The 25,878-nt window shown below is 65.1% G+C and carries 24 protein-coding genes; 8 read left to right on the top strand and 16 right to left on the bottom strand.

Going from position 1 to position 25,878, the window contains the following annotated elements:
• The first annotated feature begins 37 nt into the window (after nucleotides 1–37).
• The 3 genes from paaK to WHZ77_RS23935 are packed head-to-tail and all read left to right on the top strand — an operon-like array spanning nucleotide 38 to nucleotide 3,483.
• Nucleotides 38–1,369: a phenylacetate--CoA ligase PaaK gene (gene paaK / locus WHZ77_RS23945; protein WP_375310204.1), complete on the top strand. Its 1,332-nt coding sequence runs from the start codon at nucleotides 38–40 to the stop codon at nucleotides 1,367–1,369.
• 51 nt (nucleotides 1,370–1,420) lie between these two features.
• Nucleotides 1,421–2,425, top strand: a complete 1,005-nt coding sequence (locus WHZ77_RS23940) for a zinc-binding alcohol dehydrogenase family protein (RefSeq protein WP_375310203.1) — start codon at nucleotides 1,421–1,423, stop codon at nucleotides 2,423–2,425.
• Nucleotides 2,425–3,483, top strand: coding sequence for a YeeE/YedE family protein (locus tag WHZ77_RS23935; RefSeq protein ID WP_375310202.1), 1,059 nt, complete (start codon nucleotides 2,425–2,427; stop codon nucleotides 3,481–3,483). Before WHZ77_RS23940 ends, WHZ77_RS23935 begins: the two co-directional genes overlap by 1 nt.
• Here the strand turns inward: WHZ77_RS23935 and WHZ77_RS23930 are convergent.
• Complete coding sequence (locus WHZ77_RS23930; RefSeq protein ID WP_375310201.1) at nucleotides 3,462–4,373, bottom strand: DMT family transporter; 912 nt, start codon at nucleotides 4,371–4,373, stop codon at nucleotides 3,462–3,464. The two genes, WHZ77_RS23935 and WHZ77_RS23930, sit on opposite strands and share 22 nt — an antisense overlap.
• An 82-nt stretch (nucleotides 4,374–4,455) precedes the next feature.
• Here WHZ77_RS23930 and WHZ77_RS23925 point away from each other — a divergent pair, with 82 nt between their 5' ends.
• A complete protein-coding gene (locus WHZ77_RS23925) occupies nucleotides 4,456–5,904 on the top strand; it encodes a PLP-dependent aminotransferase family protein (RefSeq protein ID WP_375310200.1) in 1,449 nt (482 codons plus the stop codon).
• 61 nt (nucleotides 5,905–5,965) lie between these two features.
• Here the strand turns inward: WHZ77_RS23925 and WHZ77_RS23920 are convergent, their stop codons facing one another.
• Genes WHZ77_RS23920 through WHZ77_RS23900 form a run of 5 tightly spaced genes read right to left on the bottom strand, consistent with a single transcriptional unit; the run spans nucleotide 5,966 to nucleotide 10,739 of the window.
• Nucleotides 5,966–7,186 (bottom strand): alpha/beta fold hydrolase, encoded by a 1,221-nt coding sequence (locus WHZ77_RS23920; protein WP_375310199.1) that lies wholly within the window; start codon nucleotides 7,184–7,186, stop codon nucleotides 5,966–5,968.
• A gap of 25 nt (nucleotides 7,187–7,211) precedes the next feature.
• Nucleotides 7,212–7,874 carry a sulfite oxidase-like oxidoreductase gene (locus WHZ77_RS23915; protein ID WP_375310198.1) on the bottom strand — a complete coding sequence of 221 codons (663 nt, stop codon included), beginning with the start codon at nucleotides 7,872–7,874 and terminating at the stop codon, nucleotides 7,212–7,214.
• Nucleotides 7,875–7,892: 18 nt separating this feature from the next.
• Nucleotides 7,893–9,215, bottom strand: a complete 1,323-nt coding sequence (locus WHZ77_RS23910; RefSeq protein WP_375310197.1) for an MFS transporter — start codon at nucleotides 9,213–9,215, stop codon at nucleotides 7,893–7,895.
• Nucleotides 9,216–9,248: 33 nt separating this feature from the next.
• Complete coding sequence (locus WHZ77_RS23905) at nucleotides 9,249–10,469, bottom strand: cytochrome P450 (RefSeq protein WP_375310196.1); 1,221 nt, start codon at nucleotides 10,467–10,469, stop codon at nucleotides 9,249–9,251.
• A gap of 60 nt (nucleotides 10,470–10,529) precedes the next feature.
• Complete coding sequence (locus WHZ77_RS23900) at nucleotides 10,530–10,739, bottom strand: ferredoxin (protein ID WP_015687579.1); 210 nt, start codon at nucleotides 10,737–10,739, stop codon at nucleotides 10,530–10,532.
• Nucleotides 10,740–10,895: 156 nt separating this feature from the next.
• On the opposite strand from WHZ77_RS23900, the gene WHZ77_RS23895 reads away from it, so the two are divergent.
• On the top strand, nucleotides 10,896–11,543 hold the full coding sequence (locus WHZ77_RS23895; protein ID WP_375310195.1) for a TetR/AcrR family transcriptional regulator: 648 nt from the start codon (nucleotides 10,896–10,898) through the stop codon (nucleotides 11,541–11,543).
• On the opposite strand, the gene WHZ77_RS23890 is transcribed toward WHZ77_RS23895, so the two are convergent.
• From WHZ77_RS23890 to WHZ77_RS23875, 4 genes are all read right to left on the bottom strand, one after another.
• Nucleotides 11,540–12,178 (bottom strand): aspartate/glutamate racemase family protein, encoded by a 639-nt coding sequence (locus WHZ77_RS23890; RefSeq protein WP_375310194.1) that lies wholly within the window; start codon nucleotides 12,176–12,178, stop codon nucleotides 11,540–11,542. The two genes, WHZ77_RS23895 and WHZ77_RS23890, sit on opposite strands and share 4 nt — an antisense overlap.
• Before the next feature lie 157 nt (nucleotides 12,179–12,335).
• Entirely contained in the window at nucleotides 12,336–13,346 is a 1,011-nt protein-coding gene (locus WHZ77_RS23885; RefSeq protein WP_375310193.1) for an amino acid ABC transporter substrate-binding protein, read from the bottom strand.
• Nucleotides 13,347–13,359: 13 nt separating this feature from the next.
• Nucleotides 13,360–14,709 (bottom strand): aspartate aminotransferase family protein, encoded by a 1,350-nt coding sequence (locus tag WHZ77_RS23880; RefSeq protein WP_375310192.1) that lies wholly within the window; start codon nucleotides 14,707–14,709, stop codon nucleotides 13,360–13,362.
• Nucleotides 14,710–14,714: 5 nt separating this feature from the next.
• A complete protein-coding gene (locus WHZ77_RS23875; RefSeq protein ID WP_375310191.1) occupies nucleotides 14,715–15,587 on the bottom strand; it encodes a MurR/RpiR family transcriptional regulator in 873 nt (290 codons plus the stop codon).
• 87 nt (nucleotides 15,588–15,674) lie between these two features.
• Here WHZ77_RS23875 and WHZ77_RS23870 point away from each other — a divergent pair, with 87 nt between their 5' ends.
• The gene (locus tag WHZ77_RS23870; RefSeq protein WP_375310190.1) at nucleotides 15,675–16,862 is read left to right on the top strand and encodes an amino acid ABC transporter permease; all 1,188 of its coding nucleotides are present in this window, start codon (nucleotides 15,675–15,677) and stop codon (nucleotides 16,860–16,862) included.
• A gap of 2 nt (nucleotides 16,863–16,864) precedes the next feature.
• Complete coding sequence (locus WHZ77_RS23865; RefSeq protein ID WP_375310189.1) at nucleotides 16,865–17,971, top strand: amino acid ABC transporter permease; 1,107 nt, start codon at nucleotides 16,865–16,867, stop codon at nucleotides 17,969–17,971.
• A 149-nt stretch (nucleotides 17,972–18,120) separates the two neighbouring features.
• Here WHZ77_RS23865 and WHZ77_RS23860 read toward each other — a convergent pair whose 3' ends face one another.
• Together WHZ77_RS23860 and WHZ77_RS23855 are read right to left on the bottom strand one after the other, a co-directional pair.
• Nucleotides 18,121–19,539, bottom strand: coding sequence for an amidase (locus WHZ77_RS23860; protein ID WP_375310188.1), 1,419 nt, complete (start codon nucleotides 19,537–19,539; stop codon nucleotides 18,121–18,123).
• Between the two features lie 37 nt (nucleotides 19,540–19,576).
• A complete protein-coding gene (locus WHZ77_RS23855; protein WP_375310187.1) occupies nucleotides 19,577–20,353 on the bottom strand; it encodes an SDR family oxidoreductase in 777 nt (258 codons plus the stop codon).
• Between the two features lie 155 nt (nucleotides 20,354–20,508).
• On the opposite strand from WHZ77_RS23855, the gene WHZ77_RS23850 reads away from it, so the two are divergent.
• Entirely contained in the window at nucleotides 20,509–21,582 is a 1,074-nt protein-coding gene (locus WHZ77_RS23850; RefSeq protein WP_375310186.1) for a tartrate dehydrogenase, read from the top strand.
• A gap of 61 nt (nucleotides 21,583–21,643) precedes the next feature.
• Here the strand turns inward: WHZ77_RS23850 and WHZ77_RS23845 are convergent, their stop codons facing one another.
• Genes WHZ77_RS23845 through WHZ77_RS23830 form a run of 4 tightly spaced genes read right to left on the bottom strand, consistent with a single transcriptional unit; the run spans nucleotide 21,644 to nucleotide 25,853 of the window.
• Entirely contained in the window at nucleotides 21,644–22,717 is a 1,074-nt protein-coding gene (locus WHZ77_RS23845) for a malate/lactate/ureidoglycolate dehydrogenase (RefSeq protein ID WP_375310185.1), read from the bottom strand.
• An 11-nt stretch (nucleotides 22,718–22,728) separates the two neighbouring features.
• Nucleotides 22,729–23,640, bottom strand: a complete 912-nt coding sequence (locus WHZ77_RS23840) for an NAD(P)-dependent oxidoreductase (RefSeq protein ID WP_375310184.1) — start codon at nucleotides 23,638–23,640, stop codon at nucleotides 22,729–22,731.
• A 12-nt stretch (nucleotides 23,641–23,652) separates the two neighbouring features.
• On the bottom strand, nucleotides 23,653–24,903 hold the full coding sequence (locus tag WHZ77_RS23835) for a Zn-dependent hydrolase (protein WP_375310183.1): 1,251 nt from the start codon (nucleotides 24,901–24,903) through the stop codon (nucleotides 23,653–23,655).
• Between the two features lie 32 nt (nucleotides 24,904–24,935).
• A complete protein-coding gene (locus WHZ77_RS23830; protein ID WP_375310182.1) occupies nucleotides 24,936–25,853 on the bottom strand; it encodes a LysR family transcriptional regulator in 918 nt (305 codons plus the stop codon).
• Nucleotides 25,854–25,878 lie beyond the last annotated feature (25 nt).

Raw genomic sequence — 25,878 nt, 5'->3', positions numbered from 1 at the left:
AACAAAAATAACGAACCAATGTTGTGGGGAAACGAGGATGGCTCTGACGAGGCTCAAGGAAGGTGGCAACGCCTATCGTGCCGAGATGGACGCGCATGAGCGCGCTTCTCGCGACGAGATTATGGCACTTCAGACGCAGCGGCTGGCCTTGTCGCTGAAGCACGCCTACGACAACGTCGCGCATTACCGAAAGGCCTTCGACAAGGCCGGCGTGCATCCGTCCGACTTTCGCGAGCTGTCCGATCTCGCCAGATTTCCGTTCACGGTGAAGACGGACCTGCGCGACAACTATCCCTTCAACATGTTCGCCGTGCCGCGCGAAAAGCTGGTGCGTGTGCATGCCTCCTCCGGCACGACGGGTAAGCCGATCGTAGTCGGGTATACGCAATCCGACATCGACACATGGTCGGACGTCATGGCGCGCTCGATCCGCGCCGCCGGCGGCCGCACCGGCATGATCATCCACAATGCCTATGGCTATGGTCTCTTCACCGGCGGGCTCGGCGTGCATTATGGCGCCGAGAAACTCGGCTGCACGGTGGTGCCGATCTCGGGCGGCATGACCGAGCGGCAGGTGCAGCTCATCAACGATTTCCGGCCCGACATCATCACGGTGACGCCGAGCTACATGCTGGCGATCCTCGATGAGTTCAAGCGTCAGAAGCTCGACCCGCGCCAGTGCTCTCTCAAGGTCGGCATCTTCGGTGCCGAGCCCTGGACCAATGCGATGCGCGGCGAGATCGAGGACGCCTTCGATATGGACGCGACCGACATCTATGGCCTGTCGGAGGTGATCGGCCCCGGCGTTGCGCAGGAATGCATCGAGACCAAGGACGGCCTGCACATCTGGGAAGACCATTTCTATCCCGAAGTGATCGACCCCGAGACCGGCGCGGTGCTGCCGGATGGCGAAAAGGGCGAGCTGGTTTTCACCTCGCTCACCAAGGAAGCCTTTCCGGTGATCCGCTATCGCACCCGCGACCTGACGCGACTGCTGCCGGGCACGGCGCGGCCGGGCATGCGGCGGATGGAGAAGGTGACGGGCCGCTCCGACGACATGATCATCCTGCGCGGCGTCAATCTGTTCCCGACCCAGATCGAGGAAGTGCTGCTCGCGACCGACTGGTGCGGCGGGCACTTCATCCTGGAACTGACTCGCGAGGGTCGCATGGACGAGCTGACGATCATCGCCGAGGCGCGGTCGGAGAGCTGGGACGGCCGGGGGCTCGTCGACCACGCCGACCGGGTTTCGACCCACATCAAGAACACGATCGGGATCAGCTCAAAGGTTCAGGTGGTGCCCCCCGACACGCTGGAGCGCTCGCTCGGCAAGGCAAGGCGGCTCTACGACAAGCGGCCGAAGGATTGACTTGGTCCCCCGCAAGGGCGACAAGGCCCGCGTTCAATCGTGGGTCATTCCATGTCTGCCACCGATACCAAAACCGTCGAGGCGCGCTGTGTGCGTCTCAATGCCAAGGCCGAGAACGCGGCGACGATTGCGCCGGTTGTCGAGCGTCATGCGCTGACGCGCGGTCCGAATGATCTCCTGATCGAAGTCAAGGCAGCGGCCGTCAATCCGTCCGACGTGAAGGCCGCGACCGGGCTGATGCCCTACGCCGTGTTCCCACGCACACCCGGCCGCGACTATGCGGGGGTGGTGATCGACGGTCCGGCCGGCACGGTCGGAAACGAGGTGTTCGGCTCCTCCGGTGATCTCGGTATCCGCCGTGACGGCACCCATGCCACCCATCTCGTCGTCGAGGCCGATGCTGTCGTCGAGAAGCCGAAGACCGTGTCGTGGGAGGAGGCTGCCGGCATCGGCGTGCCCTTCGTCACCGCGATGGAAGGCTTTCGCCGCGCCGGCGTGCCGAAGAGCGGCGAGACAGTTCTGGTGTTGGGCGTCAACGGCAAGGTCGGCCAGGCCGCGGTGCAGATCGCGACGTGGCAGGGCGCGCGTGTCATCGGCGTGGTGCGCAAGGCGGAAGCCTATGAGGGCCATGCCAATGCGCCGATCGAGGTGATCGACGCCTCCGCGACCGATGTTGCGTTGCGCGTGCGCGAGTTAACCGCCGGCAAGGGCGCCGACATCGTTTTCAACACGGTCGGAGATCCTTACTTCCAGGCCGCGCACAAGTCGCTGGCACTTCGTGGCCGCCAGATCCTGATCGCCGCGATCGATCGCATCGTGCAGTTCAACATTCTCGAATTCTACCGCGGGCAGCACACCTATGTCGGCATCGACACGCTCGGGCTGTCGTCGGCGGCAACGGGCGCGGTGCTGCGCGATCTCGGCCCGGGCTTTGCGAGCGGGCACCTGAAACCGTTCCCGATCAAGGCAAATGCCATCTATCCCCTGGAGCGCGCCAGGGAGGCCTATGTTGCGGTGGCCGGCTCCTCGCGCGACCGCGTGATCCTGAAGCCGTAATGGAATCGCCTGCTCAACTCGTCATTCTTGCCGGCCTCGTCATCGGTCTGATCTACGGCGCGGTCGGCCTGCTCAGCGGTTTCTGCCTGATGAGCAGCATGCGGGGCTGGCTCGCAGGGGGAGACGGACGCCTGGTGCGGACTTATGCGCTGGCGATCGCCGTTGCGATCGCAGCCAGTCAGTTCCTCGCCGGCAGCGGAATGGTCGATCTCGGCAAGTCGATCTATCTGCAACAATCGTTTTCGGCGCCTGTGCTGTTCCTCGGCGGCCTGCTGTTCGGTTACGGCATGGTGCTGTCGAACGGCTGCGGCTCGCGTGCGCTGGTGCTGCTCGGCCGCGGCAATCTTCGCTCCTTCATCGTCGTGATCGTGCTTGGCATCGCCGCGCAGATGACGCTCAAGGGCTTGATCGCGCCCGCGCGCATTGCGCTGGTTCAGGCTTCGCAGGCCACGATGAACGCCAATTCGCTGCCGTCCTTGCTGGCGACGCTTGGCCTCGACGAAACGGCTTCGCGCGCGCTGGCTGCTGCCTTGATTGTCGTTGCGCTGATCCTGTTCGCTTTCGCGCATCCGGCGTTCCGTCGCTCGCCGGGCCAGATCGCGGCGGGGATCATTGTCGGGCTGCTCGTTGCGGGAGGATGGTTCGTCACCGGCTATCTCGGTGCCGACGACTTCAACCCGGTTCCGGTGACCTCGCTGACCTTCATCGCGCCGATCGCGGACGCCCTGCAATATGCCATGCTCTCGACCGGTCTGACGCTGAACTTCGGCATCGCGACAGTCGCCGGCGTCTTCGCCGGCAGTCTGGCCACCGCGCTCGCCACGCGCCGTTTTCATCTCGAAGGCTATTCCTCGCCGCGCCACATGCTGCGCTCGGCCGGTGGCGCCGCGCTGATGGGGATCGGCGGCGTGATGGCGTTCGGCTGCTCGGTCGGGCAGGGGCTCACAGGCGTATCGACGCTGGCCCTCGGTTCATTCGTCGCGGTTGCCGGCATCCTGCTCGGCACGACGGCGGGCCTGCGCGGAAGCTTGCGCGTTCAGCCTCTTGCTGCGGCCTGACTGCGCAGCCGGTCGCCCAGCGTCGCAAGCCCGATGCCGGTCACGATCAGCGCGGCCGCAATGGCAAGGCTCATGTCGATGGGCTCGCTCAGCAGGATCGCAGCACTGGCGATGCCGACGAGCGGCGTCCCGGTGGTGCCGAGTGCGGTCGTCAGCGCCGAGATGCTCCTGTTGACCATCGACATCGCCCAATAGGCCAGCGCCGTTCCGATCAGGCCGGAGTACAGGAACAGCAGGATGAGCTTCCGTGACAATTCCGCATGAGGCAGGCCTTCGGTGATGAGTGCAGAGACCGTCAGCACGATGGTTGCCACGAGCACCTGCCAGATCAGCAATTGGAGCGGAGACGCGATCCAGTGATGCGCGCGGATGTAGATGATGTTCGCCGCCCAGGACATCGCGGCCAGAATGACCATGCCGGCGCCGAGCACGACGTTGGAATTGGTCCAGTCGATTGAGGTCGGGTTCAAAATGACGGCAAGGCCGATCAATCCAAGCAGCGCGCCGGCAAGCTTTGGCGCGGTCAGCGCGTCTTTTCCGAGCAGGGGCGCCGCGATCGCGACCCAGAGCGGCGTCGTGTAGCCGAGCACGATGGCCTTGCTGGCGGGCAGAAAGCGTACACCGGCCGCGACCAGGACCGAGAATATCGTCATGTGCAGCAGCGCGACGCTGAGGACCACCGGAATGTCGCGGCGCTCCGGGATCACCAGATTGTTGCTTAGCCCGAGGATCACGAACAAGCCAGCCAGGGCGATCCAGCTCCGGATCGCCGAAGCCCACAGCGGCGGAAGAAACTGGACGAGCTGTTTCGTCACCGACCAGTTCACGCCCCAGGCCAGCACGACGATGAGAAACAGGCCGACGGCCGCGCGGGGTGACAGGGAGTTCATCGCAAGATCCTTGAAGCAGTTCTATCCGGCGGATAGCATCGGGAGTGGCACCTGAAAAAGTGCCAGATGGGAAAGGAACAAGGTGCCAGTTTCCGAAGGTGTGATCTCCGCCCTGATCGAGCTGAAGCGGACCGACGATGAGGGGCTGGTCGCGCAACTGACGAGTCAGTTGCGGGGCCTGATCGCGACCGGCCGTCTCGGCAAGGGGCGGGCGCTGCCTTCGAGCCGCCGGCTTGCGAGCGATCTCGGCGTCTCGCGCAATACCGTCACCTATGCCTTTGAGCAGCTCGCCGCCGAGGGATATCTTGAGGCGTCGCACGGTCGTCGTCCCGTGGTCACGGTCGACGGCGGCGGACGTGTCGAAGGGGTCGGCGCCGTCGCGTCTGGCGTGCGCCCGGGCAAGCCGCGGCTCTCACCCTGGGCTTCCAGGCTGAAGCAGACCGATTGGCCGATGTCCTATCAGGCTCCGTTCAAGCCGCTGTGTCCAGGGCACGGCGATGTCAGGGAGTTTCCGAACGAGGCCTGGGCGCGTTGCCTCCGTCGCAGCGCAGTGCAGGCAGCGCGGCGCGAGCTCGGATCGGTCAACCGAACCAGCCTGCGCGAGGCTCTGGCGCATTATCTGGCGACCAGCAGAGGCGTCCGCGCCACGGCGGACCAGATCATGATCCTGCCGAGTGCACAGGCCGCGCTGACCTTGATTGCGGCTGCAATCATCACGCCCGGCGACGAGGTCTGGGTCGAGGACCCCGGCTATCCCGGCGCGGCAGCCGCCTTCCGCGCGTCCGGTGCGAGGCTCACCGGTATCACGCTGGACGAGCAGGGCATGCAACGGCTGCCGGGCCTCGTTGCTCCCAAGCTGATCTTCATGACGCCATCGCACCAGCACCCGACCGGGCGGTTGATGTCGCTGGCCCGGCGCACCGAACTTCTCAGCCTGAGCAGGCCGGGCAAGACCTGGATCGTGGAGGACGATTACGACGGTGAATTCCACTATGACAGCCGGCCGGTGCCGGCCTTGCAAGGGTTGGATGCCCACGGCCGCGTGTTCTATGTCGGTACGTCCTCGAAGGCGATGACGTCGGATATCCGGCTCGGTTATCTCGTCGTGCCCCCGGCACTGGTCGGCACCTTCGAGATCGCGCAGCGGCATATCGGGCTGATCGCTGCCAGCCACGTCCAGGAAGCGCTGGCCGAATTCATTGCCGACGGACACTTCCTTGCGCATCTGCGCCGGGTGCGCCGGATCTATCACGCGCGCCGCGATCACCTCGCCGAGGGACTGGAGCGCCATCTCGGTGAGGTGCTTTCGGTCGAGGTTCCCTCGGGCGGCATCCAGCTCGTCGCGCGCCTCAAGCGCGGTCGCACTGATCAGGCAGCGGTCAAGCGGCTCGGCGCGGCCGGCGTCGTGACGCGCGCCCTGTCCAGCCTGGCGCTGGACCGGCCGCGCGATCACGGCCTGCTGCTCGGCTTTGCGGCGTGGCGCGAGAACGAGATCAGCGCGGCCCTGCGGACGATGGTGTCGTGTTTCTAGAGCATGATCCGGAAAAGTGTGGAGTGGTTTTCCGAAAAGATCATGCTCAAAAAATAACGCGCTACTCCACGGCCGTGGTCACGATGCGGATCTCCGAGGTCAGCGTCCGGTGCACCGGGCACTTGTCGGCGATCTCCATCAGCTTCTTGCGCTGCTCGGCATCGAGCGCGCCGTCCATCGCGATGTCGCGCTCGATCTGGTCGAGCATGCCCACGCGCGTCTCGCACTCCTCGCAATCCCTGGCGTAGATCTTAGAGTGCTTCAGCGTGACCGTGACGCGGTCGAGCGGCAGCGACTTGCGTTCGGCATAGAGGCGCATGGTCATGGAGGTGCAGGCGCCGAGACCGGCGAGCAGGAGGTCATAGGGGCCAGGGCCTGCATCCTCACCGCCGGCCGCAACCGGCTCGTCCGCCACCAGACGATGTGGACCGACGGTGATCGTCTGGTTGAACTTGCTCTTGCGGGTTTCCTGCACGACGACCTTTCGCGGTTCGGCGAGATCGATCGGTTTCGCGGGCTTTGCTGCGTCGATGTAGCGGCTCGCCCAGGCCGCGATCACGTCGGCCGCGTAGAGCGCGTCGGCCGGCTTGCTTAGGAGATGATCGGCGTGGTCGAGCGAGACGAAGCTCTTGGGATGTCTTGCCGCCACGAAAATCCTCGTCGCGTTGTCGATGCCGACGGTGTCGTCAACAGGGGACTGCATCACTAGCAGCGCCTTGTGCAGGCCGGTGACGTCCTTCATCAGCTCGTGCTCGGCGATGTCGTCGAGGAATTCGCGCTTGATCCGGAATGGACGCCCCGCGAGTGACACTTCGACCTCGCCCTGCGCGCGGATGGTGTCGAGATGCTCCCTGAACAGGCCGGTGACGTGAGCCGGATCGGACGGCGCCGCAATGGTCGCGACCGCTTTCGCCTCCGGGATCTTTCCGGCTGCCGCAAGGATCGCGGCGCCGCCGAGGCTGTGGCCGATCAGGATCGTCGGCGCCTCGCGTGTCGAACGCAGATGATCGGCGGCGCGCACGAGATCGGCGACATTGGAGGAGAACGTCGAATTGGCGAACTCGCCTTCACTTGAGCCGAGCCCGGTGAAGTCGAAGCGCAGCACCGCGATGCCTCGGGCGGCGAGCGCGACCGAGATGCGTTTCGCCGCCAGCGTGTCCTTGCCGCAGGTGAAGCAGTGCGCGAACAGTGCGTAGGCCGCGGGCTCGCCGTCCGGCAGCTCCAGCGCGGCCGAAAGTTGATGGCCGCTTTCACCGGTGAATTGGAAGCGTTCCGTCGGCATGGGCTCCCCCTCGTGTTTGCCTGATCTAGTCGCCTGAATAACGCTGCTCGGCCCAGGGATCGCCGCGGTTATGATAGCCGCGGACTTCCCAGAAGCCCGGCGCGTCCTTGGTCACGAATTCGATGGCCTGGAGCCATTTGGCGCTCTTCCAGAAATACAGATGCGGCACGACGAGGCGCACCGGGCCGCCATGCTCTTCCGCCAGCGGCTGGCCCGACCAGCTATGGGCGAGCAGGGCGTCCTCTGCGGCAAAGTCTTCCAGCGCGAGATTGGTGGTGTAGCCGTCAGAAGAATGCAGCACGACGAAGCGGGCATCTTCGCGCGGCTGACAGGCCGCCAGCAGTTCGCGCGTGGCGAGGCCTTCCCAAAGATTGTCGTAGCGCGACCACGTCGTCACGCAGTGGATGTCGGAGACGAACTGCTCCTGCTTCTGCGCGGTGAACTCGGCAAAAGTCCAGAACACGGGATTTTCGATCGCACCGTAGACATCGAGCCGCCAGCGCTCGCGGGACACCGGCGGCATGACGCCGAGATCGAGCACCGGCCAGTCCTTGGTGAGGTGCTGGCCGGGCGGCAGGCGCTGGTCCTCCGGACGCGTGATCTTGCCGGTGAGAAAGCGGCCTTCGCGCGCCCATTTCTCCTTGGTGCGCGTCAGCTTGCTGTCGGGCGGCTCGTTGTCGTTGGCCATAACCTACTCGTGAATGGGCTACTCGTGGCGATGCATCGCGGAGGCGTGCTTGGTGTCGCGCATGGTGGAATAGATGATGAGCGACAGGAAGATGATGCTGGCGAGATAGTAGTAGAACCACTCCTCGTGCCCGATGCTCTTGAAATAGAGCGCGATCGCCGGTGCCGTCCCGCCGAAGATCGAGACCGTGATCGCATAGGGCAGGCCGACGCCGAGCGCGCGGACATTGGTCGGGAACAGCTCCGCCTTCACCACCGCGTTGATCGAGGTGTAGCCGGCGACGAACAGCCAGGCGCAGCAGATCAGGATGAACGCCATGAACGGCGACTTGGTCTCCTTCAGCGTCATCAGCAGCGGCACTGTCGCAAGCGTGCCGGCCACGCCGAAGAAGATCAGCAGCGGCTTGCGGCCGATCTTGTCGGAGAGCGCGCCGTAGATCGGCTGGAGGATGGTCGCGAAGATCAGCGTGCCGAAGATCACGAATGTGGTCTGGTCCTCGGTCAGGCCCACCGAGAGCTTGACGAAGGTCTGCATGTAGGTGGTGAAGGTGTAGAACGCTGCGGTGCCGCCGGCGGTGAGGCCGACCACGAGCAAAAGCTCTCGCGGATATTTCAGCAGATTGGTGATCGAGCCGGTCGGCTTTACGACCTTCTTGGCTTCCTCGAAGGCCTCGGTCTCGTGCAGATTGCGCCGCATCACCGCGGCAAAGATCGCGAGCGCCGCGCCGATCGCGAACGGGATGCGCCAGCCCCAGGCCTTCAGCTCCTCGGGCGTCAGGAAGACCTTCTGCAGGAGCAGCAGCACGATGATCGCGGTGAGCTGGCCGCCGATCAGAGTGACGTACTGGAAACTCGAATAGAAGCCGCGGTGCTTGGGGTCTGCGACCTCGCTGAGGTAGGTAGCGCTGGCCCCATATTCGCCGCCGAGGCTCAGGCCTTCGATGACGCGGGCGAGCGCCAGGATCACCGGCGCGGCGAAGCCGATCGTGGCATAGGTCGGCGTCAGCGCGATGATCAGCGATCCGAAGCACATGAAGACGACCGACAGGGTCAGCGAGATCCGCCGCCCATAATGATCAGCGATATAGCCGAACAACCAGCCGCCCAACGGGCGCATCAGGAAGGTCGCCGCGAACACGACCGCGACGTTCAATTGCTGCACGACGGGGTCGTTGCCGGGGAAGAAGGCAGGGGCGAAGTAAAGCGCGAACGCCGTATAGGCGTAGAAATCGTACCATTCGACGAGATTGCCGATCGAGCCGATGAGGATCGCCTTGATCCGGCGCTCGGCGTCGGCAATGTCGATGTGGTCGGAGGCCGGTTTGATAGCTTGCTCAGTCACGTCCGGCCTTTCCGTATCGCTGTTGGGAAAGGTCTACATCGCCTTTCCCAACAGAAATGGCAACTGGCGGGGGCCTCTCACCGTGCCCTGCGACCACGTCACGGTGCCTGCCGGATCGAGCCGGAAGTCAGGAATCCGCTTCAGCCATTCCTCCAGCGCAACCTGCATCTCCATGCGCGCAAGGTTGGAACCGACGCAGCGGTGAATGCCGAGGCCGAAAGCGGCGTGGCGATTCTCGCGGCGGTCGATCACGACTTTGTCAGCGTCCGGAAACACCTTGGGATCGCGGTTTGCAGCGGGGAACGACAGCAGCACCATGTTGCCTGCCTTGACCGGGCATCCCGAGATCGTGGTCTCCTTGACCACCTCGCGCGCCATCGTCACCGGCGAATAGGCCCGCAGCAGCTCCTCCACGGCGATCGGGATTAGCCCGGGCTCGGCGATCAGGCGCTCGCGGTCGGCGGGCGTCCGGGCGATGTGCCAGAGCGAGGAGCCGATCGCGCTCCAGGTGGTGTCGATGCCGGCGATCAGCAGGAGCCGCAACGAGCCCAGCACGTGGGACTCTTCCAGCGGCTGGCCTTCCTTGTCCTTGGCATTCATCAGATAGGAGATGAGATCGTCGGTCGGCTTGGATCTGCGCTCCTCGATATGCGCCCTGAAATAGGAGCTCATCTCCTGCACGGCCTGGAGCAGCTTGCTCTCGTCCTTGATGCCGAGCTCCAGGATCATGTGGATCCAATTAATGAAGAGATCGCTGTCGGACTCGGGAATGCCGAGCATATGGGCGATGGCCCGGACCGGGATGTATTTGGCGTAGCGCGCCGCTGCGTCGACCTTGCCGTCGGCGAGGAAGCCGTCGATTAGCTCGTTGCAGATCGCGCGCATCCGCGGTTCAAGCTTCTTCATCGCATCGGGCGTGAACGGCGGCAGCAGCAATTGCTTGGCCGGCTTGTGCACGGGAGGATCGGACGTGATGGGCGGGGCCGCGTTCCTGGCGACCTCCGGCCGCACGTCGCGGACGATGATCCTGCGCGAGGAGAAATGCTCGGTGTCGTTGGCGATCTCGCGCACCGCCTCGTAGGTTGTAGGCATGTAGCAGCCGAGGAAACGCTCGGTATGCACGACCGGGCTCGCGGCGCGCAGCTCGTCCCAGATCGGGAAGGGATCCTCGGTCCACTGCGGATCGGTGTGGTCGAAATCATGGACCCAGTCGGTCACGGGCGGATGGGCGGCGGGCTGGCTGACGTCGGACATATCAGGAAAATCCCTTGGGGCTCGTGTTCGCTGATGGCGTGCAAGCAGGCGCAGGCCGCGCTACTCCTCGATCACATCGATTGCGATTTCCGGACAGTTCGATTTGGCAAGCCAGGCCTTGTCTTCAAGACCAGGAGGAACGATGCCGTCCCCGGCCTCGTGGGCGTTGCCGTATTCGTCGAGCTCGAACAGCTCCGGCGCGAGCGCCTTGCAGCGGGCATGGCCCTGGCATTTGTCGGGATCGACGTGAACCCTCAGTCGCTCAGTCATGGCAGCTTCCTCGGTCGTGTGCGCGGGCCACGAAAGGCGGCGCGTTCCTCTTGGTCAGTTTTGTCGGCGGCACGTGCCGCCTGTTCAAAGTTATAGTATATTACATTCGTGGCAGGCTTCCCCTGTCAAGCGCGAACTTATAGGCTTGCGCGCAACATGCGCTCACAACTTGCCCGCAAGACGGAGAATACCTACCACCATGGCGATCTGCGCGACGCCCTGATCAAGGCTGCGCTCCGCGAGGCGGAGCAGGGCGGGGCCGAGGCGATCAGCATCAAGGCGCTGGCCAAACAGCTCGGCGTCTCGCAGCCGGCACCCTACCGTCATTTCGCCGATCGCGAGGCGCTGCTTGCAGCGGTGACGGCGGAGGCGTTCCGGCAGCTCAGTGCGATTCTGCGGGAGGAGATGGCAAAGCCGTCGAAGCAATCGAAACTGTCGCGACTGGCGCAGGCAACGCTCGATTTTGGCCTGCGCCGCAACGGCATCTACCGCTTGATGTTCGCCTCACGAACCGTATCCTGCGCCGCCAGGGGCAGCGAGCTGCACGAGGCCACGCGTGAGACGTTTGCGCTGGTGATCGAGGCGCTGGAAGCGCCGGCGGTGGGGTTTCTGCGCGAGCGGCAAGCGCTCAAGATCTGGGCGGCGCTGCACGGCGTGGTGATGCTGGCCGAGCAGGGCCTGTTCACCGGCGAGGCGGCGCATGCGACGCGCGAAGAGCTGGTTGAGGATTTTGTCAGCGAAACCAAAGCCGCGCTTGCGGCGGCGATCAAGGGCGCGCGGCGCCCGAAAAAACCGCGCGCCTAGGCTTTCGCCTTCAGCAGCATCATCAACTTCTCGACCGCGCTGTCAGGCGTCGTGACGACGGGACGGCCAGTGGCCTCCGCAACCAGCGGCGCGGTCGCGGCGATGCTGAACTGTGCGAGCGCAATGACGTCGCAATCGCACAGGTCCTTCGATGCTTCCACGATCAGCCGATCGTGCGTGGCGCGGTCGCCGCGGTCGAGTGCGGCCAGCGCGCACTCGGCAAGTTTTGGCACGACCTGGACCGAGACGGGAAACTCCGGCGGCATCGAGGCCAGAGTCGGCGGGAACGTCGAGAGCAGGCCGATTCTCCGGCCCATCGTCACGGCACGCTCGATCATGGCCTCGTTCGGCTTGAGCACCGGCATCGGCGCGTGTGCGCGCGCGACCGCCTCGATGCAGGGGCCGAAGGCCGAGCAGGTGAACAGGATCCCGTCCGCACCGGTGGCCGCCGCATAATCGCCGAGCGCAAGGAAGCGCCCGGTCATGGCGTCGTTGAGCGCGCCGTCGCGCGCCAGATCCGCCGAGAGGCTGTCGTCGAGCAGGTTCATCAGCCGCGCCTCCGGCCAGGCCTTCGCGAACGCCGCCTCGATCGGAGCGATGGAGTGCTTGAGGGCGTGGATCAGGGCGATGCGCATGGGTGTCTCTTCTCCCTCGCCCCGTTCTTACTGGGAGAGGGTGGGGTGAGGGGCTCTATCCGCGCAGAAAGTGAGAGTTGGACTCGCGGAATCTCCCCCTCACCCGACCGCTGCGCGGTCGGCCTCTCCCCGCACGCGGGGAGAGGTGAAGCACCGTTTACTTGAACGGCACCGCGTACATCAAGCCACCCTTGCTCCAGAGGCCGTTGAGGCCGCGCTCGAGCTTGAGCGGGCTCCCCTTGCCGACATTGCGCTCGAACATCTCGCCGTAATTGCCGGTCGCCTTGATCGCCGTCACCAGCCATTTGTTGTCCAGCCCGAGCCGCGAGCCGAGATCGCCGGAGGCCCCTAACAGCCGCTGGATCGCCGGCGTCTGCGACTTCGCCATCTCGTCGACATTGGCTTGGGTGACGCCGAGCTCTTCGGCTTCGATCAAGCCGTAATGCAGCCAGGTGATGATATCGCTCCAGACTTCGTCACCGTTGCGAGTGAAGGGTCCGAGCGGCTCCTTGCTGATGGTCTGCGGCAGCACGACATAGTCGGCCGCGTTCGGCGCCGCAGTCGTCACCGCACCTGCGAGCGCGGAGGCGTCCTGGGTCATGGCATCGCAGCGACCGCCGAAGAAGGTCTGGTACATGGTGTCGATGCGGTCGAACACCAGCGGCTTCCAGTCGATACCGTTGGCGCGGCCGTAATCGCCGAGCGTGACTTCATGCGTGGTGCCCTGCGCGACGCAGACGGTGGCGCCCTTGAGATCCTTGATCTCCTTCACGCCGAGGTCCTTCTTCACGACAAAGCCCTGGCCGTCGTAGAAGTTGACCGGGCCCTGCCGCAGGCCCAACGTGACACCGCGCAGATAAGTCTGTGTCGAGTTGCGGTAGAGCACGTCGATCTCGCCGGATTGCAGCGCGGTGAAGCGGTTCTGCGCGGTCAGCGAGACGTACTTTACTTTCGTCGCATCGCCGAGCACGCCGGCTGCAAGTGCGCGGCAATAATCGACGTCGAGGCCCTTGTAATTGCCTTGCGAGTCCGGCGCCGAGAAACCGGCAAAGCCGGCGCTAACGCCGCACACCAGCGTGCCGCGGCTCTTCACCGTGTCGAGCGTCGCCGCCGACACCGCAACCGTCGATGCGGCGAACACGCCTGCCGCGATAACCACTTTCCTCATCGTGATACTCCCCTCAATGATTGACACTACGCAACACATTGTCGACGGCCGTGCCGAGCTTGTCGACGATCAGGTCGATCTCCTCCGTGGAGACGATATAGGGCGGCGCCAGCAACACGTGGTCGCCGCGCACGCCATCCACGGTGCCGCCGCCGGGATAACAGCCGAGCCCGTTGGCGAATGCTTCCGCCTTGATCTTCTGGTTCAGCTTGAGCGCCGGATCGAACGAGGTGCGACTGGCGCGATCGGCGACGAGCTCGATCGCCCAGAACAGCCCGCGCCCCCTGATATCGCCGATGTGGCGGTGGTTGCCGAAGCGCTCGGTCAGCCGTTGCTCGAGCTGCCTTCCGCGCTCCCTAACCCGGTCGAGCAGGCCGTCCTCACGGATCACATCCTGCACCGCGAGCGCGGCCGCGCAGGCGAGAGGATGCGCGAGATAGGTGTGGCCGTGCTGGAAGGCGCCCGAACCGGCGCGGATGGTGTCGATGATCCTGCCGCTCGCAAGCATCGCCCCGATCGGCTGATAGCCGCCACCGAGCCCCTTTGCGATCGCCTGGATGTCCGGGGCGATGCCTTCCTGTTCCCAGGCATGTGTGGTGCCGGTGCGGCCCATGCCGCACATGACCTCGTCGAGGACGAGCAGCGCTCCATGACGGTCGCAGATCTCGCGCACCGCCTTGAAGTAGCCGTCCGGCGCCGTCACCGCGCCAGCGGTGGCACCGACGACGGGCTCGGCGAGGAACGCCGCGACGGTGTCCGGGCCAAGGCGCTGAAACTCCGCCTCGAGTTCAGCCGCGAGCCGCGCCACGAACTGCGTGTCCGACTCGCCCTCGTGCTTCTCGTGGTAGGCAAAGGCCGGCGTTACATGACTGAAGGCGGTCGAGAGTAGCGGCGCATAGGGCGCACGGCGCCAGGCGTTGCCGCCGGCGGCGAGCGCGCCGAGCGTGTTGCCATGATAGCTCTGCCGCCGCGCGATGAAATGCTGCCGCTGCGGTTCGCCGCGCTCGATGAAATATTGTCGTGCGAGCTTGATGCTGGCCTCGATCGCCTCCGATCCGCCGCTGACGAAATAGGCGTAGGCAAGACCGCCGGGCTCATGGCCGACCAGCGTTTCGGCCAGCGCCTCGGCCGGCTCGGACGAGAAGAAGGCGGTGTGCGCATAGGCCAACGTCGAGGCCTGCTTCGCCATCGCCGCGATCACGCGCGGATGCTGGTGGCCGAGACAGGAGACCGCCGCGCCGCCGGACGCGTCGATCACACGCCGGCCATCCTCGGCGAAGAGATAGATTCCTTCGCCGCCGATCGCCTTGGGCGGCGTCTCACGCAAGGAGCGGTGCAGCACGCGGCTGGTGCGAGCGGCCATGGGGGTCAACCTTTCTCTGAGATATAGGTGGAGGCCACAGCGAGCCGCGCCTCGGTATTCTCCAGGCGCTTCTTTGCGGCAGTGCCGCCGAGCGAGAACGTCACCGCGGCCAGCGACTGCGCGATCGCGATGGCCCCGGTGAGGCTGGGGAAGAAGCCGGGCGACGAGGCCGCTTCGAACAGCAGCACGTGGTCGGCACCTTCGGCCATCGGCGCCGAGAGGCTGTCGGCGATTGCGATCAGCGTCGCGCCGGCCCGATAGGCGGCTTGTGCTGCGCGGACGCTCGCATGCGTGTAAGGCACGAAGCCGATGACGATGACGGCTTCGCCGGACCTGAAAGCGCCGAGATCAAGATCGTCAGGGCCGGACGCGCCGACGAGCTGCACCTGTTCGGGACGGAACAGCCGCAGCTCGTAGTTCAGCAGTTCCGCGACGCTGCGGCAGCTTCGATAGCCGGTGATCCAGATCCGTTTGGCATCGTGCAACGCGCGGGCAGCCTCCACGATCGGTTGGGCCGGGATGCGTGGAAGCCCGGCGGCTTCGGCCGCGAGCTTGTCGGTGACGAGCGCGACATCGGCGTGCGGCCCGTTGCGGCGGCCCTTGGCGCGGCCGGAAAAGGGAGAGATCTGCGATGGCCGCCGCGCTTCGGTCAGCGCGGCGCGCAATTCGTCCCAGCCGGAATAGCCGATCGCCTTGGCAAGGCGCGTGAAGGCGGCGGGATCGGCGCCGGCGACGGCGGCGAGATCGCGCATCGAACGGGTGGTGGCGTCGTAGTCATTGGCGGCGACGAAACGGCCGACCTCCTGCAAGCGCAGGGGGAGCGACGGCAGCGCAATGCGCAGTTCGCTCAGCGGCGAGGATTTCGCGGGCTCGACCATGAAACATTTGTTGCATGGAATAATATTTGGTGCAACAGTTGACGTGCGCCGCCGGAAATCGCTGTTTTCGAGAAGGATTTTTGTGCTGTGACATCGGATGATCCCAGACCGCCGCCGCGCCGTCGCCTCTCTGTCGCGCTTGGGCCGAACGCGTTGAAGGGCCTGTTCTGGCAGGTGCTGGTGGTCGGGATCGCGGTCGCGATCATCGCCTTCCTCTGGTCCAATACCGTCACCAATCTCTCGGCCCGCCGCATCACCACAGGCTTTGCGTTTCTCGGCCGCGAAGCCGGCATGCCGATCGCTGACAGCCTGCTCGCCTACAATCCGAGAGATAGCTATCTTTGGGCCTTCGTCGTCGGCATCGCCAATACCTTGCGCGTCGCCGTGATCGGCATCGTGCTCGCGACCGTCCTCGGCACGCTGATCGGCATCTCGCGGCTGTCGGCCAATTGGCTGCTGTCGCGACTTGCCGCGGTCTATGTCGAAACACTGCGCGACATCCCGCTGCTGCTCCAGCTCCTGTTCTGGTACGTGCTGATGCAGGCGCTACCGGCCGCGCGTGCGGCGTGGCGACCGGTCGAGGGCGTGTTCCTGTCCAATCGCGGCCTGATCCTGCCCGCGATCCCGCTTGGCCCGCCCCAGCTTTGGGTACTGGGCACGGCAGTGCTCGGACTTGCCGTGTTCTATCTGATCCGGCGCTGGCAGATCGCGCAGCAGATGCGCGACGGCCATTCGCGGCCGGCCTGGCCGTCTGCGGTCGGGCTGATCGTCGCGCTGCCGGCGCTGGTATCCGTGCTGCTCGGCGTGTCCTGGACGATCGAGTGGCCTGCGTTGCGTGGCTTCAATTTCGTCGGCGGCCTGACGCTCGCGCCGGAATATTTCGCGCTGGTGATCGCGCTGGTGACCTACACCTCGGCCTTCATCGCCGAGATCGTGCGCAGCGGCATTCAGTCGGTGCCGCGCGGGCAATGGGACGCGGCCAATGCACTCGGCCTGCGCCGCAGCTTCATGCTGCGGCAGATCATCCCGCCGCAGGCCTTGCGTGTCATCGTGCCGCCGATGACGAGCCAGTATCTCAACCTGACCAAGAACTCCTCGCTCGCTGTCGCGATCGGCTACCAGGACGTGGTCTCGATCGCCAACACCACGCTGAACCAGACCGGTCAGGCGATCGAGGCGATCGCGCTCATCATGGCGGTATTCCTGACCATCAGCCTCTCGATCAGCTTCTTCATGAACTGGTACAATTCGCGCATCGCGCTGGTGGAGCGCTGATCATGACCGCGATCACCGACATTCCGGACGCACCGCGCGCGGCCCGCCGTCCCCATATCGGCAACCCGGTGCTGCGCTGGCTCCGCACCAATCTGTTCTCGTCGATCCCGAACGCTATTCTCTCCGTCGTGCTGCTGGCGGTGCTTGGAAAGGGCATCTTCAGTTTCGTGCAGTGGGGCATCGCCAACGCGGTCTGGTTGACGCCGGCCAACGATTCCAGCGCCTGCCGTGCCGTCCGCGGCGTCGGCGCTTGCTGGGCGATCATCCCCGAAAAATATCGCTTCATCCTGTTCGGCACCTATCCGTTCGACGAGCAGTGGCGGCCGGCGCTGTCGGTACTGGTTTTCATCACGCTGTTCTTCCTTTCTAGCCGGCGTGCCCTGTGGCGGCGCGAACTGGCCTATCTCTGGATCGGCGCGCTGGCGCTGATCAGCGTGCTGATGTGGGGCGGTGTGTTTGGGCTGAGCTTCGTCTCGCAGGACCGTTGGGGCGGGTTGCCGGTGACGCTGATCCTGGCGACATTCGGATTGGCGTTCGGCTTCCCGCTCGGCATCCTCGTTGCGCTCGGCCGGCGCTCGAATTTGCCGGCGATCCGCTCGCTCAGCGTGCTCTATGTCGAACTGATCCGCGGCGTCCCGTTGGTGAGCCTGTTGTTCATGGCGAGCGTCATGTTTCCGCTGTTCATGCCGAACGGCTTCAACATCGACAAGCTCCTGCGTGCGCAGATCGCGATCATCCTGTTCGCGGGGGCCTATCTTGCGGAAGTCATCCGCGGCGGCCTCCAGGCTGTGCCCCGCGGTCAATATGAGGCCGCCGACGCGCTGGGGTTGTCCTATTGGCGCAAGCACCGGCTGATCGTCCTGCCGCAGGCGATCCGCCACGTCATTCCGCCGCTGGTCAACACGTTCATCGCCTTCTTCAAGGACACCAGCCTCGTGCTGATCATCGGCATCTTCGACCTGCTGACGACGGCGAAGACCGCCATCATCGATCCCGGATGGCAGCAATTCTCGGTCGAGGTCTACATCTTCGTCGCCGCGATCTATTTCGTCTTTTGCTTTGCGATGTCGCGGTATAGCCGGAGTCTGGAAGCGACGGGCGGAAGGTGAGGCTCCGCGTGTCCCGGACAAGGTGCAGCGCGCAAACGCTGTGCCGCAGAGCCGGGACCCAGGGATGGCACGGGAAGTCTTGGAGACATGGGCCCCGGCTCTGCAGCGCACCGCTGAAGAAGCGCTGCGCTGCGTCCGGGGCAAGAGAGCTACTTCTTCACCTTCGGATCGATCGGCGTCGTCCCGCGCACGTCCAGAATATCCTCCAGCACCTTCGCGCCGGCTATGACCTGCGCATCCGCGCGCGGCGCGCCGACCACCTGCATGCCGACCGGCAGGCCCGAGGCGGTGAAACCGCAGGGCAGCGACAGCGCCGGGCAGCAGGCCAGCGTGATGGCGTAGACGATGCCGAGCCACTCGACATAGTTATCGAATCGCTTGCCGGCGCATTCGGCGACGTAGCGGTGCTCGATCGGGAAGGGCGGCACGATCGTCGTCGGCACCAGCAACAGATCGTAGGTCTTGAAGAAATCGACCGCGCGGGCGGTCATGTCGACGCGCTGGGCTTCCGCACGCGCAAGCTGCTCGACGGTGAGCTTGAGACCCTCCTCGATGTTCCAGATCACCTCGGGCTTGAGCAGATCGCGCTTGGTTCGCAGCAGATTGGCCTTGGTGATGGCGAAATCGAAGGCACGCAAGACGTGGAAGCACTCATGCGCCTCGCGCCAGTCCGGGTGCGCCTCCTCGACGATGGCGCCGGCCTCCGCGAAGCGTTCGGCGGCTTTGCGCGTGATCGCTTTCACCTCGGGATCAACCGGCGTGATGCCGAGATCCGGCGAATAGGCGATGCGCTTGGGCTTCTTCGCCGTTCGCGCCGCCGACAGGAACGAGGTCGCTGGCGCCGGCAGCGACAGCGGATCGGCCGCGTAGTCGCCGCTCATGGCATCCAGCAGCAGTGCGAGATCCTCGACGTTGCGCGCCATCGGGCCGAGGACACCGAGATTGCGGTCGATCGCCGATTTCGGCGTATGTGCGACCCGTCCAATGCTCGGCCGCATGCCGGCGATGCCGCAGAAAGCCGCCGGGCTGCGCAAGCTGCCGCCCATGTCCGAGCCCTGTGCGAGCCAGGCCATGCCGGTGGCCAGCGCCACAGCGGCGCCGCCGGAGGAGCCTGCCGCCGATTTCGACGTATCCCAGGGATTGAGAGTCGCGCCGAACACTTCGTTGAAAGTGTTGGCGCCGGCGCCAAATTCCGGCGTGTTGGATTTTGCGTAGACGACCGCGCCGTTGGCCTCGAGGTTCTCGACCACGATGTCGGACTTCGCAGCGATGCTGTCCTTGAAGATAGGCGAGCCCTGCGTGGTCAGCACGCCCGCAACGTCGGTCAGATCCTTGATTGGTACCGGCAGGCCCGCGAGCAGCCCGCGTGCGCCGGCCGGCTTCTGCATCAATGCCTTGGCGTTATCCCGCGCGCGATCGAAGCACAGCGTCGGCAGCGCATTGACCTTGCCGTCGACCTCACCGATGCGCTTCTCCAGCGCATCCAGCAGCTCGAGCGGCGAGACGTCGCCGGAGCGCAGCTTGTCGACGACGGTGCAGGCCGTTTCGCGGATCAGGTCTTGAGACAACGATCTTACTCCTACTCTTGCAAAATGACGGTGAAGCTTAACCCCAGCCTGCGCTGATGCCGCCATCGACCGTATAGATGACGCCCGATGTATAGCCGGCGCGATCCGACGCCAGGAACGCCATCAGGTCGCCGATCTCGCGCGCATGCGCGGGGCGGCCGAGCGGCAGGCTCTTCTGGAATTCCTTGTAGCGGCTCTCGTCGCCAAACTGATGCTTTGCTCGCGTCTTGAGCAGGGTGACGTGGCGGTCGGTACCGACGGGGCCGGGATTGATGCCGACCACGCGGATGTTGTCGGCCAGGCTCTTGCCGCCGAGAGCGCGGGTGAACGCCATCAGCGCGGCATTGCCGGCGCTGCCGCAGATGTAGTTGGCGTCGAATTTCTCGCCGGCTGCGCCGATGTCGTTGACGATCACGCCGCCGCCCTTGGCCTTCATCTGCGCGTAGATGTGCCGCGTGAGGTTGATATAACCGAACACTTTCAATTCCCAGGCGTGCCGCCAGGCCTCCTCGTCGATCTTGTCGATGGAGCCGCCGGGGATGTCGCCGGCGTTGTTGACGAGCACGTCGATGTCGGCGGCCTCCTTGGCGAGCCGCGCCACGTCCTCAGGCTTGCGCAAGTCCACGACACTCGTCGCGGCATCGATCTGGTGTGCCGAGCGCAGGCGGTCGGCCAGCGCCTTGAGCGCGTCGCCGCTGCGGGCGGCAAGCAGCAGATGAGCGCCTTCCTCGGCGAACGCCTCGGCGGCGGCTGCGCCAATGCCCTTGGACGCGCCCGTGATCAGGACACGCTTGCCACGCAGATGCAGATCCATGAGGGGTACTCGCTTGGTGGGAACAGGATGAAATCAGTAGGCGTTCGGCCGCGCCACGGTCAACATTGCAGTGCAGCGTTGCACCGTCGGCGACTTTGGTCCATTGCATTGCGGTCAAAAAGGCGGCGGCTGCCGACCAACCAGGGACGTTCTCGATGAGCAAGAAGCAATACCGGATCGCAGTCATTCCCGGCGACGGCATCGGCAAGGAAGTGATGCCGGAAGGTCTGCGCGTTTTGGAGGCGGCGGCCAAGAAGCATGGGGTCTCCCTGCACTTCGACCATTTCGACTTCTCGTCCTGGGACTATTACGAGAAGCACGGCCAGATGATGCCGGACGACTGGAAGGAGAAGATCGGCAAGCACGATGCGATCTATTTCGGCGCGGTCGGCTGGCCGGCGAAAATCCCCGACCATGTCTCGCTGTGGGGCTCGCTGATCAAATTCCGCCGCGAGTTCGATCAGTATGTGAATTTGCGCCCGGTCCGGCTGATGCCCGGCGTGCCGTCGCCGCTGGCGGGCCGCAAGCCCGGCGACATCGACTTCTGGGTGGTGCGCGAGAACACCGAGGGCGAGTATTCGTCCGTCGGCGGCCGCATGTTCCCGGACACCGACCGCGAGTTCGTCACCCAGCAGACCGTGATGACCCGCGTGGGTGTCGACCGCATCCTGAAGTTCGCCTTCGAGCTGGCGCAGTCGCGGCCGAAGAAGCACCTGACGTCGGCGACCAAGTCCAACGGCATCTCCATCACCATGCCCTATTGGGACGAGCGCGTGGAGGCGATGGCGAAGAAGTATCCAAGCGTGAAGTGGGACAAGTACCACATCGACATTCTCACCGCGAACTTCGTGCTGCATCCGGACTGGTTCGACGTCGTGGTCGGCTCGAACCTGTTCGGCGACATCCTCTCCGATCTCGGCCCTGCCTGCACCGGCACCATCGGCATCGCGCCCTCCGGCAACATCAACCCCGAAGGCAATTTCCCGTCGGTGTTCGAGCCGGTGCACGGCTCGGCGCCCGACATCGCGGGGCAGGGCATCGCCAACCCGATCGGTGCGATCTGGTCGGGCGCGATGATGCTCGAGCATCTGGGCGAGAAGATCGCCGGCAAATCGATCGTGGACGCGATCGAGCGCACGCTCGCCGAACGCACGCTCCGCACCAAGGACCTCGGCGGCAATGCCGACACGACCGCTTGCGGCAAGGCGGTTGCGGAGATGGTGGACTAAGCCGAGCTGCTAACCAATGGTCGTCCCGGCCTTACGCCGGGGCGACGCAGAGAGTGGCGGCCTACCCCGCGATCTTCTCGATCGTCGCCTGCTCCAGCCCGAACTTCTTCCCGGCCTCCAGAATTTCCTGCCAGGTGGTCGGATCGACCGGAATGCCTTCGGCGAGCCGCTTCTTCTTGGTCTCGCGCTCGGGCTCGCCGGCGATCTTGACCTTGTCGACGCCGGCGGCGGGCGGCGAGCCGGTGTGCCAGGCGACGAAGCCCTCGACCTCGCGCGCGAGGTTTTCGGCGGTGCCGAGCTTGCCCGGGTCGATGACGATCGAGAGCATGCCGTTGAGTACGTTGTGCTTGCCGTCGGACGGGCCCTTGACCGCCTGCCCGCCGGAGAGCGCACCGCCGAGGATTTCGCACACCAGCGCGAGCCCCGAACCCTTGTGCTCGCCGAACGGCAGGATGGCGCCGTGCGGCGGGATCACGGTGTAGCGCGGGTTGACGGTGGGTTTGCCTTCATTGTCGATGATGGTGCCGGGCTCGAGTTCGACGCCCTTGTTGTGGGCGACGCGGGTCTTGCCCTGCGCGATCCTGCTGGTGGCGAAGTCGAGCACGATCGGCTCCTTGCCCTTGCGCGGGATGCCGACGCAGAACGGGTTGGTGCCGTGGCGGGCATCGCTGCCGCCCCAGGGCGCCACGATCGGGCGCGAGATCACGTTGACGAAGTGGATCGAGACCAGCCCGTGGTCGATGCACTGCTCGGCCCAGTGGCCGATGCGACCGATGTGGTGCGAGTTGGAGAGGCCGACCAGGCACACGCCGTTCTGCTTGGCGCGCTCGGCCGCGAGCTCCATCGCCTCATGGCCGATCACCTGGCCGTAGCCGGTGAGGCCGTCGAGGGTGAGAAGCGGACCGGTGTCGAGCACGGTCTTGACGTGCGCGTTCACGGCGAGGCCGCCGTTGACGACGCTCTGGACATAGCGCGGAATCATGCCGACGCCGTGCGAGTCGTGGCCCTTGAGGTTCGCTTCCACCAGATTGGTGGAGACGAGTTCGGCTTCGCGGTCCGAGGACCCACCCGCCTTTACGATGGCGCGGATGGCGTTGGTGAGCGGCTCAGCCTTGATGGTGCGATAGTCGGCCATTGTTGTTGCTCTTATCCTTTCACGATCCTGCGGCAGTGGATCCATGCCGCTTCAATCAGGTTCTCGCTGGCTTCCGGCGTGCGGAAGGCGGAATGGGCCGACAGCGTCACGTTCGGCAGCTTCGTCAGCGGGTGATCGCCGGGCAGGGGCTCGATGTTGAAGACGTCGAGGCCGGCATGGCGGATGTGGCCGGACTTCAGCGCTTCGATCATCGCCTGCTCGTCGACCACTGCGGCACGCGCCGTGTTGATGAGGATGACGCCCGGTTTCATCGCAAAAATCTTCTCGCGCGTGATCATGCCGCGCGTCTCGTCGTTGAGCAGCAGATGCAGCGACACGACGTCGCTTGTCGCAAGTACCGTATCGAGATCGGTGAACGTGACGCCCGGATGGCTCTTCGGCGAACGGTTCCAGGCGATCACCTTCATGCCGCTGCCGGACGCGATGCGCGCAACTTCAGCCGCGATGCCGCCGAAGCCGATCAGGCCGAGCGTCTTGCCGGTGAGTTGCATGCCGTCCTCGCGCAGCCAGTTGCCGGCGCGCATCTCGCGGTCCATCATCGCGATGACGCGGGCCGAGGCCCACATCAGCGCGATGGCGGATTCCGCGACCGCCGTGTCGCCATAGCCTTTGATCAGATGCACGGAGATGCCGAGCTCGGCGAGCTCCTCCGGATTCATGTAGCTGCGCGCGCCGGTGCCGAGGAACACGACGTGCTTGAGGCCCGTGCATGTCTTCGCGACCTCGGTCGGCAGCGCGGTGTGATCGACGATCGCGATCTCCGCGCCGCCGAGGATTTCAGGATATTGCTCGGGCTTGATATCGGGATCCCGGTGAATCCGCACCTTGGGATCGCCAGGCTTCTCCAGCCGCTCCATGATCACGGCGAGGGCTTCGTTGGCGTCGACGAAAACTCCCTGCATGGCTCTCTCCGGTCAGGATGCCACGCCGGCGATCGCCAGCACGGTGTGCATGAGGACGTTGGTGCCCGCGGCACAGTCGGGCTGCGTGGCGTCCTCCAGCTCGTTGTGGCTGATGCCGTCCTTGCAGGGCACGAACACCATCGCTGCCGGCATGATCGTGTTGAGGTTGCAGGCGTCGTGACCGGCGCCGGAGGTGATGCGACGGGAGGAATAACCGAGCGTCTTCGCAGCGTTCTCGACCGCCGCGATCAGCTTGGGATCGAAATGGGTCGGCGGCTTGCGCCAGACCAGATCGATCTTGACCTCGACCTTGCGGCGCGCGGCGATCTCGGCGATTGCCGCACGAAGATCGCGATCCAGCGCATCCATGATCGCGCCATCGGCGCTGCGGCAATCCATGGTGAAGGCGATCTCGCCGGGAATGACGTTGCGCGAGGGATTTGCGATCACGGCCTCGCCGATGGTGCCGACCGCGTTCGGCCCGTGCTTCCTCGCAATGGCCTCCATCGCCAGCACGATCTCCGACAGCGTTGCCAGCGCGTCGCGCCGCAGCGGCATCGGTGTCGAGCCCGCATGGCTCTCGAAGCCGGAAATCTTACCGTCGTACCACAGCACGCCCTGGCCGGAATCGACCACGCCGATGGTCTTGCCTTCGGCCTCGAGGATCGGGCCTTGCTCGATGTGCAGCTCGACGAAACATCCGAGCTTCTGGAAACCGACCGGCTTGTCGCCGCGATAACCGATGCTGTCGAGCGCCTGGCCGACGGTCGTGCCCTCGACGTCCTTGCGCGAGAGGATGTCATCGGTGGTGAAATCGCCGACGTAAGCCGCGGAGGCCATCATGGCCGGAGCAAAGCGCGAGCCTTCCTCGTTGGTCCAGTTGACGATGCAGATCGGCGCGTCGGTCTCGATACCGGCGTCGTTCAGCGTGCGGATCACCTCCAGTGCGCCGAGCGTTCCCAGGATGCCGTCATACTTGCCGCCGGTTGGCTGCGTGTCGAGATGCGAGCCGATGCCGACGGGCGGCTTCGACATGTCGCGGCCCTTGCGCAGGCCGAACTGCGAGCCGAGCGCATCGACATGCACTTCGAGACCCGCGTCCTCGCAGGCCTTGCGGAACCAGTCGCGCACCTGCTTGTCTTCGCTGCTCAGCGTCAGCCGTCGCACGCCGCCCTTGGCCGTCCCGCCGAATTGCGCGGTCTCGTGGATGGAGCCCCAGAGGCGGGCGGAATCGATTTGCAGATTGGTGGCGGCTCGGCTCATGCGGTCGGTCTCTCGATTATCCGGCGCCTGTTTCAATGACGCGCCAGCGCGGGCTCGTCAACCGCGAGGCTGCTCTGCGCAATCTGCCGTGCGAGCTCCGCGACGCGCTCTACCGCGACGACGTCGGGCGAGGCGAGCCAGCTTGCGGTGAATGTCAGCGGTGCGATTTCGAGATCGGTGTCGAGCAGTTGCAACCGCCCGTCGGCGAGCTCGTTCTCGACGATGGCATCGGGGATCACGGCGATGCCGAGCCCTTCGACGGCCATGTGGATGACGGTCGCGAGCGACGCGGACGCATGCAGGCGGATCGGTGGCAGTTCCGGACGGTCGAACACCTCGCGCACGACCTCGTAGGGTCTGGTCTTGCGCGGGAAGGTGATGATCGGAAACCGCGCAAGCTCGGCGCGCGACACCGGGCCGTTGCCGAGGCCCAGCGAAGGGCTCGCGAGGAAGCCGATCGGGTAATCGGCGAGCAGGCGATTATGCACGCCGGAGGCCGACAGCGGTCCCACGACGAAGGCCAGCTCGATCTCCTGCGCGAGCAGGCGGGCGGTGAGGTTCGGCGTGATGTCGACCTCGATCTCCAGCGACAGGTTCGGATAGACCTCGTTCATGCTCTTCACCAGGCGCGGCAGCCACGTGTGCACGATGGTCTCGGCGACGCCGAGGCGCATCACGCCGCGCATCGCGGAACGGTCGCCGATCTCGGCCACCATCGCGGCACGCAGGCCGATCAGCTTTTCGGCATAGACCATCATCTGCCGGCCGCTGGGTGTCGGCGAGGCGACGCGATGGTCGCGGTTGAGGAGCTTGACGCCCATCTCGCGCTCGAGCTGGGCGATGCGCTGGGAGATTGCCGGCTGGGTGGTGTTGAGCCGTGCTGCGGCGCCGCGAAAGCTCCCGAGCTTCACAACCCAGAGGAATGTCTCGATCGACCTGAAGTCCAGCATTGGAAGGATTTCCCCGATCGATAAA

Source organism: Bradyrhizobium sp. A5 (assembly GCF_042076515.1).
Classification (GTDB): domain Bacteria; phylum Pseudomonadota; class Alphaproteobacteria; order Rhizobiales; family Xanthobacteraceae; genus Bradyrhizobium; species Bradyrhizobium cosmicum.
This window is presented reverse-complemented; position numbering and strand designations above follow the sequence as displayed.

What these genes read in the sequence shown, in the direction of transcription:
- paaK (WP_375310204.1), top strand. Translation starts at nt 38, where the DNA reads ATGGCTCTGACGAGGCTCAAGGAAGGTGGCAACGCCTATCGTGCCGAG.
- WHZ77_RS23940 (WP_375310203.1), top strand. Translation starts at nt 1,421, where the DNA reads ATGTCTGCCACCGATACCAAAACCGTCGAGGCGCGCTGTGTGCGTCTC.
- WHZ77_RS23935 (WP_375310202.1), top strand. Translation starts at nt 2,425, where the DNA reads ATGGAATCGCCTGCTCAACTCGTCATTCTTGCCGGCCTCGTCATCGGT.
- WHZ77_RS23930 (WP_375310201.1), bottom strand. Translation starts at nt 4,373, where the DNA reads ATGAACTCCCTGTCACCCCGCGCGGCCGTCGGCCTGTTTCTCATCGTC.
- WHZ77_RS23920 (WP_375310199.1), bottom strand. Translation starts at nt 7,186, where the DNA reads ATGCCGACGGAACGCTTCCAATTCACCGGTGAAAGCGGCCATCAACTT.
- WHZ77_RS23915 (WP_375310198.1), bottom strand. Translation starts at nt 7,874, where the DNA reads ATGGCCAACGACAACGAGCCGCCCGACAGCAAGCTGACGCGCACCAAG.
- WHZ77_RS23905 (WP_375310196.1), bottom strand. Translation starts at nt 10,469, where the DNA reads ATGTCCGACGTCAGCCAGCCCGCCGCCCATCCGCCCGTGACCGACTGG.
- WHZ77_RS23900 (WP_015687579.1), bottom strand. Translation starts at nt 10,739, where the DNA reads ATGACTGAGCGACTGAGGGTTCACGTCGATCCCGACAAATGCCAGGGC.
- WHZ77_RS23895 (WP_375310195.1), top strand. Translation starts at nt 10,896, where the DNA reads ATGCGCTCACAACTTGCCCGCAAGACGGAGAATACCTACCACCATGGC.
- WHZ77_RS23890 (WP_375310194.1), bottom strand. Translation starts at nt 12,178, where the DNA reads ATGCGCATCGCCCTGATCCACGCCCTCAAGCACTCCATCGCTCCGATC.
- WHZ77_RS23885 (WP_375310193.1), bottom strand. Translation starts at nt 13,346, where the DNA reads ATGAGGAAAGTGGTTATCGCGGCAGGCGTGTTCGCCGCATCGACGGTT.
- WHZ77_RS23880 (WP_375310192.1), bottom strand. Translation starts at nt 14,709, where the DNA reads ATGGCCGCTCGCACCAGCCGCGTGCTGCACCGCTCCTTGCGTGAGACG.
- WHZ77_RS23875 (WP_375310191.1), bottom strand. Translation starts at nt 15,587, where the DNA reads ATGGTCGAGCCCGCGAAATCCTCGCCGCTGAGCGAACTGCGCATTGCG.
- WHZ77_RS23865 (WP_375310189.1), top strand. Translation starts at nt 16,865, where the DNA reads ATGACCGCGATCACCGACATTCCGGACGCACCGCGCGCGGCCCGCCGT.
- WHZ77_RS23855 (WP_375310187.1), bottom strand. Translation starts at nt 20,353, where the DNA reads ATGGATCTGCATCTGCGTGGCAAGCGTGTCCTGATCACGGGCGCGTCC.
- WHZ77_RS23850 (WP_375310186.1), top strand. Translation starts at nt 20,509, where the DNA reads ATGAGCAAGAAGCAATACCGGATCGCAGTCATTCCCGGCGACGGCATC.
- WHZ77_RS23845 (WP_375310185.1), bottom strand. Translation starts at nt 22,717, where the DNA reads ATGGCCGACTATCGCACCATCAAGGCTGAGCCGCTCACCAACGCCATC.
- WHZ77_RS23840 (WP_375310184.1), bottom strand. Translation starts at nt 23,640, where the DNA reads ATGCAGGGAGTTTTCGTCGACGCCAACGAAGCCCTCGCCGTGATCATG.
- WHZ77_RS23835 (WP_375310183.1), bottom strand. Translation starts at nt 24,903, where the DNA reads ATGAGCCGAGCCGCCACCAATCTGCAAATCGATTCCGCCCGCCTCTGG.
- WHZ77_RS23830 (WP_375310182.1), bottom strand. Translation starts at nt 25,853, where the DNA reads ATGCTGGACTTCAGGTCGATCGAGACATTCCTCTGGGTTGTGAAGCTC.